General features: G+C 38.4%; 16 protein-coding genes. 14 read left to right on the top strand and 2 right to left on the bottom strand.

All coding sequences use genetic code 11. The features are described 5' to 3' along the window. Position 1 precedes the first annotated feature (1 nt). The 5 genes from ACYX4O_RS10705 (at position 2) to ACYX4O_RS10685 (ending at position 2,532) form a co-directional block, all read left to right on the top strand. Positions 2 to 490, top strand: coding sequence for a dihydrofolate reductase (locus ACYX4O_RS10705; RefSeq protein WP_476350746.1), 489 nt, complete (start codon positions 2 to 4; stop codon positions 488 to 490). A gap of 390 nt (positions 491 to 880) precedes the next feature. Next, positions 881 to 1,111, top strand: a complete 231-nt coding sequence (locus ACYX4O_RS10700) for a twin-arginine translocase TatA/TatE family subunit (RefSeq protein WP_476350744.1) — start codon at positions 881 to 883, stop codon at positions 1,109 to 1,111. 19 nt (positions 1,112 to 1,130) lie between these two features. After that, a complete protein-coding gene (locus tag ACYX4O_RS10695; protein ID WP_476350742.1) occupies positions 1,131 to 1,331 on the top strand; it encodes a twin-arginine translocase TatA/TatE family subunit in 201 nt (66 codons plus the stop codon). Between the two features lie 89 nt (positions 1,332 to 1,420). Continuing rightward, positions 1,421 to 2,203 (top strand): twin-arginine translocase subunit TatC, encoded by a 783-nt coding sequence (gene tatC / locus ACYX4O_RS10690; RefSeq protein ID WP_476350740.1) that lies wholly within the window; start codon positions 1,421 to 1,423, stop codon positions 2,201 to 2,203. Positions 2,204 to 2,310: 107 nt separating this feature from the next. After that, entirely contained in the window at positions 2,311 to 2,532 is a 222-nt protein-coding gene (locus tag ACYX4O_RS10685) for a YozE family protein (RefSeq protein WP_476350738.1), read from the top strand. A 144-nt stretch (positions 2,533 to 2,676) separates the two neighbouring features. Here the strand turns inward: ACYX4O_RS10685 and ACYX4O_RS10680 are convergent, their stop codons facing one another. Next, positions 2,677 to 2,763 (bottom strand): YjcZ family sporulation protein, encoded by an 87-nt coding sequence (locus ACYX4O_RS10680; protein ID WP_476357085.1) that lies wholly within the window; start codon positions 2,761 to 2,763, stop codon positions 2,677 to 2,679. 83 nt (positions 2,764 to 2,846) lie between these two features. After that, entirely contained in the window at positions 2,847 to 3,170 is a 324-nt protein-coding gene (locus ACYX4O_RS10675; RefSeq protein WP_476350736.1) for a YolD-like family protein, read from the bottom strand. Positions 3,171 to 3,268: 98 nt separating this feature from the next. Between ACYX4O_RS10675 and ACYX4O_RS10670 the strand changes: the two genes are divergently transcribed. The 9 genes from ACYX4O_RS10670 (at position 3,269) to ACYX4O_RS10630 (ending at position 12,899) form a co-directional block, all read left to right on the top strand. Further along, positions 3,269 to 3,469 carry a hypothetical protein gene (locus ACYX4O_RS10670; RefSeq protein ID WP_476350734.1) on the top strand — a complete coding sequence of 67 codons (201 nt, stop codon included), beginning with the start codon at positions 3,269 to 3,271 and terminating at the stop codon, positions 3,467 to 3,469. Between the two features lie 84 nt (positions 3,470 to 3,553). Beyond that, on the top strand, positions 3,554 to 4,705 hold the full coding sequence (locus ACYX4O_RS10665; RefSeq protein ID WP_476350732.1) for an exonuclease SbcCD subunit D: 1,152 nt from the start codon (positions 3,554 to 3,556) through the stop codon (positions 4,703 to 4,705). Next, the gene (locus tag ACYX4O_RS10660) at positions 4,674 to 7,823 is read left to right on the top strand and encodes an AAA family ATPase (protein WP_476350730.1); all 3,150 of its coding nucleotides are present in this window, start codon (positions 4,674 to 4,676) and stop codon (positions 7,821 to 7,823) included. The genes ACYX4O_RS10665 and ACYX4O_RS10660 overlap by 32 nt, the downstream gene beginning before the upstream one ends. 133 nt (positions 7,824 to 7,956) lie before the next feature. Then, positions 7,957 to 8,349 (top strand): DUF5365 family protein, encoded by a 393-nt coding sequence (locus tag ACYX4O_RS10655; RefSeq protein ID WP_476350728.1) that lies wholly within the window; start codon positions 7,957 to 7,959, stop codon positions 8,347 to 8,349. Positions 8,350 to 8,417: 68 nt separating this feature from the next. Further along, positions 8,418 to 8,666: a DUF2584 family protein gene (locus ACYX4O_RS10650; protein WP_476350727.1), complete on the top strand. Its 249-nt coding sequence runs from the start codon at positions 8,418 to 8,420 to the stop codon at positions 8,664 to 8,666. Positions 8,667 to 9,001: 335 nt separating this feature from the next. After that, positions 9,002 to 9,691, top strand: a complete 690-nt coding sequence (locus ACYX4O_RS10645) for a uracil-DNA glycosylase (RefSeq protein WP_476350725.1) — start codon at positions 9,002 to 9,004, stop codon at positions 9,689 to 9,691. A 745-nt stretch (positions 9,692 to 10,436) separates the two neighbouring features. Continuing rightward, positions 10,437 to 11,006 (top strand): VrrA/YqfQ family protein, encoded by a 570-nt coding sequence (gene vrrA / locus ACYX4O_RS10640; RefSeq protein ID WP_476350723.1) that lies wholly within the window; start codon positions 10,437 to 10,439, stop codon positions 11,004 to 11,006. An 85-nt stretch (positions 11,007 to 11,091) separates the two neighbouring features. Further along, positions 11,092 to 12,054 (top strand): peptide-methionine (S)-S-oxide reductase MsrA, encoded by a 963-nt coding sequence (msrA, locus tag ACYX4O_RS10635; RefSeq protein ID WP_476350721.1) that lies wholly within the window; start codon positions 11,092 to 11,094, stop codon positions 12,052 to 12,054. A 242-nt stretch (positions 12,055 to 12,296) separates the two neighbouring features. Next, positions 12,297 to 12,899, top strand: a complete 603-nt coding sequence (locus tag ACYX4O_RS10630) for an alpha/beta hydrolase (RefSeq protein ID WP_476350719.1) — start codon at positions 12,297 to 12,299, stop codon at positions 12,897 to 12,899. Positions 12,900 to 12,941: the final 42 nt, after the last annotated feature.

Raw genomic sequence — 12,941 nt, 5'->3', positions numbered from 1 at the left:
TATGATTTCATTTTTAGTGGCGATGGATCGGAATCGCCTTATAGGCAAAGATAATGATTTACCATGGCGTCTCCCTAATGATTTGAAATTTTTCAAATCGGTTTCAACAGGGAAGACGATTATAATGGGAAGGAAGACATTTGAATCCATGAATGGGCCTCTGCCGAACCGCAAGAACGTTGTATTGACACGTGATTCTAACTTTCAAGAAGATGGGTGCGAGGTCATTCACAGTCTAGATCCTGTTTTTGAATGGGCGAAAGATAATCCTAATACAGAATACCTTATTATAGGTGGCAGTCATATCTTTGAACAAACGATTAATAAAGCGGACCGAATGTATATCACTTGGATTGAAGAGGATTTTGAGGGAGATACTTATTTCCCTGAATTTAACGAAGATGAATGGGTTTTAACAAAAAAAGAGCGTGGAGTTCAGGACGAAAAAAATCCATATGAGTACTACTTTTGCCAATACGATCGTAAATAATAAGGTTTAAATGAAACTCATGCAGCTTTCCTGCATGAGTTTTTGGAATGGTTGTCATTAGAACGCTTGTTTAGAACCTTTAATAATCAATTAAAGCCCTCCGTTTAAAATAGTAACGAATGCTCCGCTATAATTAAGCAAGGCGCTCATGTACACAAAGGTGAAATAACCCTTTAATATAGTTGTTAGAATTAATAAGGAAACATAGACAAAACAAATAAAAAGGCTTACAATCGAAGACGAAAGACATATTTTTCCCTTAGGTATTTGAATATTTTTGTAGTGGGTCTGTTTAGAGTCTCTGTTTTTGTGAGAAACTCAAAGTAAGAGATCCAAATAGAAAAAATGTGCAGTATTAATACTGCCATTTGGACAAGGGACGGTGAAGCTATGCTATCGACAATTGGCATTCCAGGGTTAATTCTGATCCTTGCAATTACACTTATTATCTTTGGACCAAAGAAGTTGCCTGAAATTGGGAAAGCTACTGGCCAAACATTAAAGGAATTTAAGAAATCTGCCCGGGAATTAACGAGCGAAGAAGATGACAATACAGTGATTGAATCAAAAGGGACTTCTTCTCATCAAGATCAAGCATCCCCTAACACTCAACAACAATAACAACATGGAGTGGTGATTTATGTTAGGACAAATTGGTGTACCCGGATTAATACTTATTCTTGTGATTGCTCTTGTTGTGTTTGGCCCTTCAAAACTTCCTGAAGTTGGTAAGGCAGTCGGGAGTTCACTTCGAGAGTTTAAGAAAGCTACTTCAGATCTTACTAGTTCTGACTCTGAAGAATCCAAGAAGATTGATCAAAATCAAGACAAAAATGCATAAAGTAGTTGAATGTGGAGATGTAAGAGGCATACGCTCTTGCATCTTCTTTCATGAAAAAGGACACGTCGCTCCCATCTGGAGGTGCAACAATGGAACAAGATCATAATAGTATAGACAAAGAAATGAATGTAACGGAGCACTTAGGGGAACTTCGGAAGCGATTAATCATAACGATAAGCGTTTTTATCCTCTTCTTTATTGGTGGGTTTGTCTTTATCGAAGAGATCTTCCAATTTTTTATGCAAGGGTTTCAGGAACGTTCTAAAGAGTTAGGGAATGAGATTACTAAATTAACGGTATTGGGGCCATTCGATGTGCTGTGGGTATATATTACTCTGGCAAGTATCATTGCTGTTGCAGGAACACTCCCAGTTCTTTGTCTTCAGGTATGGCTATTTATTAAGCCCGCTCTAACTCCAAAAGAACAAAAACTGTCACTGTCCTATATACCGGCTATTTTTCTGTTGTTTATTGGTGGATTATCATTTGGGTATTTCCTTATTCAACCCTTGATTTTTGATTTCTTGGTTGCTTTAGGGGAAGACATGTTTACAATGATGTTTACTGCTGATAAATATTTCAGTTTTCTATTAAGAATTACGTTACCTTTTGCCATTTTCTTTGAAATCCCTATTATCGTTATGTTTCTAACAAGTCTCGGTATAGTAGAACCTGGATTGCTTCGAAAGATTAGAAAATATGCTTACTTTGTACTAATAATTATAGGGACAATTATCTCGCCGCCAGACTTTATTTTACAGATTGTCGTGGCTATTCCATTAATTATTCTTTATGAAGTATCCATCATTCTTTCAAGTGTTGTGGCCAGAAAGCAAGCGAGAAAAATGGAAGACATTTCAACAGATTCATAACGTTTGAAAAGATACCCATAATAGGGTATCTTTTTTCAGTATGATTGCTTTTTGCCAGACTACATGTTACAAAAGTAAAAAGCAATAAAGAGCAAGGGGGAGAAACAATGCGATCTTTTTATCATTTTATGATGACATTCCGGGGTAAATTAGTGCCAGATGACAAAAGCCGGTTAGCTGACTGGATGTTTAAAGACTCAAATTTTCCGAAACAGTCATATTCTTACGATGAAATTAGCCGATATTTAGAATGGAATATACCATTCTCATCTGCTTTAAGCGTTTTCGATGAACTATGGGAGCAGTACCAAATGGAAGAAGTAATGTAATCAATGCTTTATAAATTGTATTAACATTCAAACAAAAAACCGCCAAAATGGCGGTTTTTTGTTTGAGGATCGTTAAAAAGCTAGCATCCCTATAACTAATTCAATCGGCGAGGCGTTCCACTTTTCGTACGAACCTCTTTTTTATTAGCAAACGAATGTTGCACCAACAATGATAAGCAAAATAAAAAGGACCACGATTAATACGAAGTTGTTTCCGTAACCACAGCTCATGTGAACGCCTCCTTTAATTATAGATAGTATTACTATATGGAACTAAGGAGAAGTTTGTATGGGCGCATGCGGAAATTTAAAGATTAATCGATGCGGTATATGTGTCCAACTCTTATTGTTGTAGGATTTCCTGTGACAGTTAACATTTTTAACGATTGCTCTTGAGGGATTAAGTGAGTTATTTTACCTTGTACTTGCTTTAATTCTCCTTTTGAATACAGCGTAATTTTTACAAGAGCTTGGTTTTCGTATGCCTCTATACATGCCTCATTAAGCTCACTTAATGCCTGCTCGTCAAGTGATGGGGGCGAAATCTTACCGTCTTCTTCCCACATCTCTTTCATCATTTCTACGTGTTCTGGCAACATAAGTGAAGTCCACTTCATTGTTCCTCGATCTCGTAGCACATATCTCACCTCAGGATCTAGTATAACGAACAAGTGTTTGTAAAACAATAGAAAAGGAACGAACGTTCGTATATAATTAAATCAGGAGGTTGATACTTATGGAGCAAAAAGTATGGAAACAACCTGGTCACTTCATTGAGATTGTATATATGGATAAAGGTGGAACGTTAACACAGCGGAAAGTTAAGGTAGTATCTTGCAATCAAAATTCTGTATACGGTTATTGTTATTTGCGTCATCAGATGCGTCATTTTTTAAAGAGAAATATACTGGCAGCCTACCCGAATGTTCCTGCTTAAGGTAATGGGTAGCTCTTTTCATAATTTTGTTAGTCTGCATTGTGTTTTGGAATTTGGTACGATGTTTATAAGGGAGGAAATACAATGAAAATTATTCATACCGCGGACTGGCATTTAGGTAAGCTTGTCCATCAATTACATATGACGGAAGACCAAGAATATATTCTTGATCAATTTATAGAGTTAGTGAAAGCTGAACAACCGGATGTGGTTATTATCGCTGGAGATTTGTATGATCGGGCAGTACCTCCAAAAGAAGCTGTTGATTTATTAAACCGTACTCTAGTTAAGCTAATCTATGACTTAAACATCCCTGTTTTAGCTATATCAGGAAATCATGATAGTCCTGACAGATTAAACTTTGGAAGTGAGCTTTTTAGGCGTCAGCAATTTTATTTACAAGCGAGACTTAAGGATGCTTGGAAGCCTGTTCGTATTCCGGATCAATACGGTCAGGTAAACTTCTATTTAATTCCTTATATAGAGCCAAGCGAAGTAAGGAAAGAGTTTGATGATGAAACTATTGAAACACACCACCAAGCAATGGAAGCGATTTTAAAGCGTATCAAAGCTGATCAAGTGACTGATGACCGTCACATATTTGTAGGCCACGCATTTTTAGCTGGAGGAATGGAGTCAGAATCAGAGGAGCGGTTGTCTATGCTCGGAGGAGCGCCATATATAAGCGCAGAACTCTTCAATGATTTCTCCTATGTAGCACTTGGGCACCTCCACCAACCTCAAAAGGTAAAAAAAGAAACCATTCGTTATTCTGGTTCTATACTGAAGTATTCCTTCCAAGAGGCCAATCACAAAAAAGGTGTAACCATAGTTGAACTAGATGGGGAGGGTGTATCTTCAATACGGCAGGAGCGACTAAAGCCAAAAAGAGATATGAGAGTTAAAGAAGGATACATACATGAGCTTCTCGAGGTGAATGAAGAAGGTATGGAAGACTATCTTCATATTAAATTGTTAGACGAAGGTCAGATTCTTGACCCTATGGGTAAACTCCGTAAGAAATTCCCTAATGTATTAAGTCTTGAACGCGTTGGGTTAATTGGAAAGGCACACACGGAACAATTATCTAGCGTCCAGGAACGAAAGCAAATGTCTCATATGGAACTTTTCGAATCATTCTATAAAGAAGTAAAAGGGAATGAAATGGATCAAGACAGAAGAAATGCAATTTCTACAGTTATAAATGAAATTCAAGAAGAAGAAAGGAACCAATAAAATGAGAGCCATAAAGCTGGTAATAGAAGCGTTTGGGCCCTATTCAAAACGCCAAGTTGTTGATTTTACACAGTTAGGGCACGAGACCGTCTTTTTAATTACAGGACCAACAGGAGCTGGGAAGACAAGTATTTTTGATGCCATGGTGTATGCTTTATATGGTCGTGCAAGTGGGAGTGATCGGGACCAGGACACTTTACGAAGCCACTTTGCTGATGAAGATCAACAAACGGAAGTGAAGTTTAGGTTTGAGTTAAAACAACACACTTATGAAGTTAGAAGAACCCCGCGTCAATTAAAGAGGAAAGAAAAAGGAGAGGGGTTCACAGAACAGCCGCCTAAAGCGGAACTTTATAGGATTAAAGGTGAGGACCATGATTTATTAGCATCTAAAATAAAAGAAGTGAATGAATCCATTGAAAGCATGCTTCATTTGGATTATGAGCAGTTTAGGAAGATGATTATGATTCCACAAGGAGAGTTTAGACGTCTCATATCTGAAAATAGTAAAGAAAGAGAAGAAATTCTTCAAAAAATCTTTCAAACATACGTTTATGAGCAGATGACAGATCGTTTAAAAGAGGAGTCAAAGGAACTAAAAGAATCTATTCAGGAAATCGAATATAAAGAAGATGATGAAATCAATCGTTTAGAATGGGATGAAGAAACGCGTCGTTCCCTTACTTCTTCTGCTGATGTACTGACTAAGCTTCATAACGATATAGAAACAGAGCAACAACAGCTTCAAGACAATAAAGTCAAAATTGAAACCGAACGGAAGGCTTTAGCAAGCGCTCAGGAAACGTTTTATGAGAAAAAACAGTTAAATCAATTGTTCCTTAAGTTAGAAAAGCAAGAAAAAGAGGTGAGTCAGTTAGATCATCAGAAACCTTCTATTAAAAAACTTGAAGAGGAAGTGTATGTTGCTAATAAAGCACAACACGTAAAGCCATATGAAGATCAGGTTCTTCAAAGAGAAGGAGAAGAGAAAAAACAACAGGAACAACTTGTTCAAAAGGAAAAAACGCTTCAGGAAGTAAAAAATAAATTTGACCAAACAAAGAAAAACTATGACGAAGCTCTCTCTAAAGAAGAAGAGCTAGAGTCATTAAAATTGAAAATACAGCAAAAGAAGAAAGATTATGAGAAGGTTGAACGCTTTAAAACGTTGGAAACTGAAGAGGTGTCCTTACGAAAGAAGAAGGAAGAAGCTGAGGCTTCTGTTAAGGGATTAGAAGAGCAATTAAAGAAATTAAATGATCGATGGCAATCACTTTCTAAAGACACAACTAATTCTCAAGGATTAACGAAACAGTACTATGAACTGGAAAGTCAAGAAAAAGAATACGGTTCAAGGATTGAGAAATTACACCAGTTAATAAAAGAAGAAGATAAAATACAGTCCATGATACGAAACTATCATCAAGCAAATGCCCGGTTGGAACGAGCTAAGGAACAAGTAGAAAGCACAAAATCAAAACTTAAACAATTGGAACAGTCCAAACAGCAGAACCAGGCTGTGGTCTTAGCCAACCATCTTCATGATGGAGAAGCATGTCCTGTTTGCGGTTCTAAGGAACATCCGGCTAAAGCTTACACACAGAAAGATCCAATCTCGGATGAAGAAATAAATCGTGTAAGCAGAAAACTAGAAGAAGCAGAAAAGGCACTTACTGAAGAACAGGAAAAGTATATCAAGATCAAATCTGAAGGCCAAACCCAGCGTCAAATAACAGATCAATTGACTAAGGAGCTTCAAAGTGATTTACAAAAGGATCATCTTTTAGAGAAAAATCGTCATGAACAGATCCACTATTGGCAAAGTCAATACGAAGGATTAAAAAAAGAAAAAGAGACGCTATCGGTAAAGATCAAGCAATCTGAGGCTGCTCAACATGAGATGGAGCAAATAAGCCAACAGATGAATGAACGGAGTAATCTGCTAGAACATTCACGTAAAGAATCTTTATCTAAGCGTGACGGGTGGCTACAAGTATCTACGAAGCTCTCTCAATTAGGAGAAGAAGTAGCTGATATTACTACAGATATTGAAGCGTTTAAACGAGAACTGAATAAAATGGAAAACGAATATTCCAGACAACAAAAATCATTACAAGAGTTGGCTGAGTTGTATCAAAAGGAAAAAGAACAAAAGCAAAAGTTAGAGACAGAAGTTGAAGGTCATAAGCAATTCTTAGAAGAAACAAGACGCCACGTGAGAACTGCTAGAGAGTCTTTTGAGAAAACCATCAAAGAAATGGGCTTCAGATCAACAGATGAGTACAGTGGAGCTAAAATGGACTCTGAAATTGTAGAACAACAACAAATAGAGGTAGAGAATTTTTACGCAAGGTATCAATCAATCATGGAAGGGTATGAAAGCCTGAAAAAACAATTAGAAAATGAAGAAGTACCTGATTTATCCTACTATGATAACAATGTACGAGCTCTAGAGCAGAAACTTCAGAATATCACCGAGAAACAGCAAGTATTGAATATGCAAATCAACGAGCAATCGAGAATTTATAAAAAGCTTCAAGAACTTTTACACGAAAAGAAAGAGAAAGAACAAAGGTATTACTATGTGGGGGAATTAGCTCAATTAGCTAAAGGGGATAACGCATATAAGTTATCTTTTGAACGTTATGTTCTTTCAGCATTTCTAGATGAGATTATCCTTCAGGCAAATATTAGGTTAGATCAGATGACAGAGCACCGTTATCAGCTTGAGCGGAGTAAGGAACGAGCTAAAGGGGGAGCGCAAAGTGGTTTAGACCTCGAAGTACTTGATCATTACACAGGACAAAGGCGTTCCGTAAAAACTTTATCAGGAGGAGAAGGTTTTAAAGCTGCACTTAGCCTTGCTCTAGGTATGGCTGATGTGGTTCAGGCTCACGCTGGTGGAGTACAATTGGATACGTTATTTATCGATGAAGGCTTTGGTACTTTGGATGAAATATCTTTAGAACAAGCAATCGACTGCCTAAAAGATCTTCAAAAAGGAAATCGAATGCTAGGGATTATCTCTCACGTTCCACAATTAAAGCAGGAAATACCAGCTAAGCTACAGATTCACCCATCTCCTAAAGGATCAACGTGTTATTTTACGTTCCACTAAAAGTACTGGAAGTATTTACACCTTAAATTCTGACAATTTCACATGATATAGTAATGGGTAGAGTAAATCCCTGTCTATTCCATTTGGAAACTGGAAATAGATGATGTAGTAAGTCTAGGAGGCCTTTACCATTATGAAAATCGTGACAGCTTCAACACCTGAACAACAAGAATATGTAAAAGAGAAGATTACATATTTTTTCGATTCGCTTTTTCCTTTTTTCTTCTCGGAGAGCTATGCAGAAGACCTTAAAAACTTTGGCGTCCTTTCTATTGAAGGCATAGAAGAGTACTCTCTTAAAGAGATACTTGAAGTAACAGCTGCGCTTCAAACGCTTCAAAGCTTGTTAGAGTGTATTTCTGATTATTCAAAAGACCAGATACACTCTAAACAATTTGATCGTAATAAAAAAATTTTAGATAATTACTCCATTTATTTCCCACTTAAATATGAAGACTTCTTATATACAAAAGATAAGGAAGTATTGTCACTTATGGGGAAGCCTGAGAATCAATGGATTTTGTAGAAATTTCTTGTCAACGAACTCCCTCTGGAGTAGGATAAAGGAAAAAGGAAGAGATGGAGGGGATGAGGATGAAAATGCCTCTTTCATTAGCTACGAAAATAATCACTTTTGGAGAAGAGAAGCGTGTCCAAGAGAAAGAAAATGTATTTGAATTATATTTAGACGAATACTGCTTATTTCCAGTGGATGAACTATTGGAAATATCTCGAACTGCTGAGTCTGAACAGACAGGGACAGCGAAAATTGTCGAAATGACCTGGGCGAATGGTCAAACACGCCTGATTTATCAATTAATTTCGTTATATAGCGTCAATTAACGACAGTAATAGTAAAGTTGTGTTGAAACATGCGCTTGCCCGGGAAATAGTGATTATTCCTAAGCTTATTTTCATGAAATTGCCATAACTCACACGTTCGAAAGGATCCCTCTTCCCGTATACTAAAAGTAGAAAAACATTTACTTAGGAGAAGGAAGGGATACCAATGATGACGGCGATGTTATTTGGATGTATTTTAAGTGGTAGCTTTGCTTTAATTATTGCAAGCGAGCTAACAACAGATTGAATTGAACAAACTAGAATGCTATACTTCCGGAGCAGGTACCTTAGGTGCCTGCTTTTTATTTACAGAGTTACGCGAGAGGTGAACAAGATTGGATATTTTAAAGAATGACTGGAAAGAGATTCTAGAAGAAGAATTTCACAAAGATTATTATCAAAGATTAAGAGATTTTTTGAAAATAGAATATGCAAATGAAGCGGTTCACCCACCTATGCACGATATTTTTAATGCGCTTCACTACACTTCCTACTCAAATACTAAGGTCGTTTTGCTGGGACAAGACCCTTATCATGGAAAAGATCAAGCACATGGTTTTAGTTTTTCAGTTAATCCAAAAGTGAGCGTTCCGCCTTCACTAAGAAATATTTATAAGGAGTTATCAGAAGATGTGGGTTTTAATCCCCCACCACATGGCTACCTGTTATCTTGGGCTAAACAAGGAGTTTTACTATTAAATACTGTTTTAACTGTGCGAGAAGGTCAAGCTCATTCACATAAAAAGAAAGGATGGGAGACCTTCACAGACGCTGTTATTAAATCTTTGAACAAGCGAGAAGATCCTATGGTCTTTATATTTTGGGGGAAACCTGCCCAGCAAAAGGAAAAAATGATTGATACGAATAAGCATCTTGTTTTAAAAGCCCCACACCCCAGCCCTCTTTCAGCCTACCGAGGCTTTTTTGGTAGCCATCATTTCTCTAGAGCAAATGAATTTCTATCAGAAAAGGGCCTCGGGTCCATAGATTGGCAACTCCCCCATGACCCTTATGAGTCTGAGTAAATTCAGGACTTATCCGTATTAGTAAAATTACTCGTTCCATATATGCCCCCTATATGGAACAGTTGAAGTAGAGATTTTTCAGCAGGAAGGGGCCGTTACGTTTAAGAGTGCTTGGGCTTGCTCGGGGCCAACTCGCTTTCCTGCGGGGAGCTGGGAAGCCTCCTCATTCGCTTCGCTCACTGCGGGGTCTTCCCTAGGCTCCTTTTCCCGCGGGAGTCTCGCAGTCCCCGAGCAAGCCCTGTCTTTGAGGGGGGGTGAACGGCCCAGCACTTGACATCTGTAGGTCTGTTGTTACCCTATATGGCATGATTTCGTTCCTCCTTTTGTGGAAAAGGTGGGCTTGGAAACTGCGAGACTCCCGTGGGCAGAAGAGCCTAGGTGAGACCCCGGAAGCCGGCGTGCCGGCTGAGGAGGCTCACCAGCTCCCCACAGGAAAGCGAGTGGTTTCCAGGCCCACCTTACGCTTAACTAAAGTTAACGAAAACATTCTCTCAGCATCGAGTCTTCAAGATTACTGTCCTATTATTGAACAAACCTATTATAAAGAATGCAATAGCAAACATTAGCAGAGCTTTTAAATAAATAGTGAATTCGCCTACACCATCTCTCCCTGCTTAACGTACATTACAAGTAGTGATTATATAAAGGAGGGGAACCCATGAATCAAGGTATGAGATCATTTGGTCCCGGGCCTAGGCCCCAAGTAGGAAGAATGTTTAACCAGGGACCTAGTAGGATCCCTCAAATGCCGCAACGTTTTGGACCACAAGGATTTCAAAGTCCTGTTCCTCAGAATTTTCAAGGGTTTAATGGAATGGGCGGGATGCAAGGATTTCCTGGGATGTCTAATATGGGTGTTCAGGAAGTAGGGAGTCAAGCACGAGGGGGAGGAGGCTTACTTTCTAGAATACTTTCTTCTGGAGGGGGAGGTGGTCTTCCTTCACTAGGAGGAGCTGCACAAGGGTTAGCTGGTACGGGCGGAGGGGCCACTGGAATGCTAAATAATGTTCAGCAGGTATTAAAAATGGCTCAATCAGCTATGCCGATGGTGCAGGAGTATGGACCAATGATGCGTAATATCCCTACAATGTTTCGTTTAATGAAGATTATGAACGAACCAGATGAAGGAAGCGATGAAGAATCAACTTCAGAAGAACAATCAAGACAGAACACGGAGCAGCGTGGTCCTAGAAAGAGAGAAGTCACCCCTTCATCTACTAGTGCTTCTCCTCACAGTAAAGGGAACGCGAAAGAATCTGTTTCAAATTCACTACCTGAAAGAAACGGGCCTTCTACACCTCGGATGTATATATAAATAAGCAAGATTCTTGATTTTTCTCCTCTAAAAGGAAACAATAGTGGATACAGTAGGATTGTTTTGATTAGAGGAGGAATGCATCGTGACAACCAACAATCTTGAGAAAGCAACGTTTGCAGGTGGCTGCTTCTGGTGTATGGTAGAACCATTTGACCAGCGCCCAGGTATTCATGAGGTGATTTCTGGTTATACAGGAGGCCATACTGAGAATCCGACTTATATGGACGTCGTAACAGACACAACCGGACATGTAGAAGCTGTTCAAATCACATTTGATCCGGATATTTTCCCTTACGAACGCCTCCTACAAGTATTCTGGCAACAAATTGATCCGACCGATGCTTATGGGCAATTTGCCGACAGAGGGAAATCTTACTCAACAGCTATATTCTTTCATAATGATAAACAAAAAGAATTAGCTTTAAAATCAAAACAAGAGTTGGAGGAAAGTGGTAAGTTCAAAGATGAAATTGTTACAAAGATCTTACCTGTTTCCACTTTTTATACAGCAGAAGAAAAACATCAGGACTACTACAAAAAACAACCTTATCATTATAAGCGTTATAAGCAAGGATCAGGTCGAAAAGATTTTATTGAAAATCATTGGAAAATGGAAAAAGACTCTGATCAGTTAAAACAAGAATTGACACCTATGCAATATAAGGTGACCCAAGAGAACGGTACAGAACCCCCGTTTCGGAACGAATACCATGATTATGATGAAGAGGGGATTTATGTAGAAGTTGTGTCAGGAGAGCCCTTATTTAGTTCAAGGGACAAATATGATGCTGGGTGTGGTTGGCCAAGTTTTACACGCCCAATTGATTCTTATTTCGTTGAAGAAAATTTAGATACATCACACGGTATGATTCGTACAGAAGTTAGAAGTCGGACAGGAGACTCCCATCTAGGACACCTCTTTGATGATGGTCCAAAAGAGGAAGGTGGATTACGCTATTGCATTAACTCTGCGGCTTTAAAATTTATACCGAAAGATGAATTAGAAGAAAAAGGGTACGGATATTTACAATTTTTATTTAAATGATTACTCCCCTCCGTTGAATAGGTCAACGGAGGGATTTTTTTATGGAGTCAAGAAAAATATATGGGAGAGATGAAACTGTTATTAAATAGGTCAAGTGTAAACTGAGAGTTCGTTCATTGACACTATCTCGAAACTGAGATAACATAAATTTGAAAACAGTTATTTAGCGACTATAATAATGTTATGTAAACTAAGTGTGTTTGAAGGCACATTGTTACCAGAATTGAAGAGGAGTGTTTGATATGAAGCATCTATTCAGGCAAGGTAAAGCAGGTAAACCAGTACTGCTTCTTTTACATGGAACAGGCGGCACAGAAGAAGATTTGTTACCTATATCAGAAATGATTGATCGTGAAGCCTCTGTACTAAGTGTTAGAGGTCAAATCAATGAACAAGGAATGCCTCGTTTCTTCAAACGACTAAGAGAAGGTGTATTTGATGAAGAGGATCTTGTATATCGTACAGAGGAACTGTTTCAATTTTTGGAGTGGGCTGCACTAGAATATAAATTTGATCGTAACCATGTAATAGCAGTGGGTTACTCCAACGGTGCGAATATAGCCGGAAGTCTATTGTTTCATTATGAAGAAGTTTTAAAAGGCGCGGTGCTATTCCATCCTATGGTTCCAATCAGAAGTTTAAACTTACCTAATATGAATCGATTGCCTATCTTTATCGGTGCAGGAACCAATGATCCAATTTGTAAGCCTGAGGAAACGAAGGAGTTAAAAAGTTTACTTGAAGGAGCGGGAGCAGAAGTCAATATGCACTGGGAGAGTTATGGACATCGTTTAACGGAATCAGAGGTCTTAGAAGCTAAGAAATGGTATACTAGCCTATACTAAACTAAGAAGGATGTTAAGAGCATCCTTTTTTAAAGGGTGGAG

This window comes from Pontibacillus sp. ABV4_188, assembly GCF_056311905.1.
Note: the sequence above shows the minus strand (reverse complement) of the source record. Positions and strands in the feature narration are given on the sequence as shown.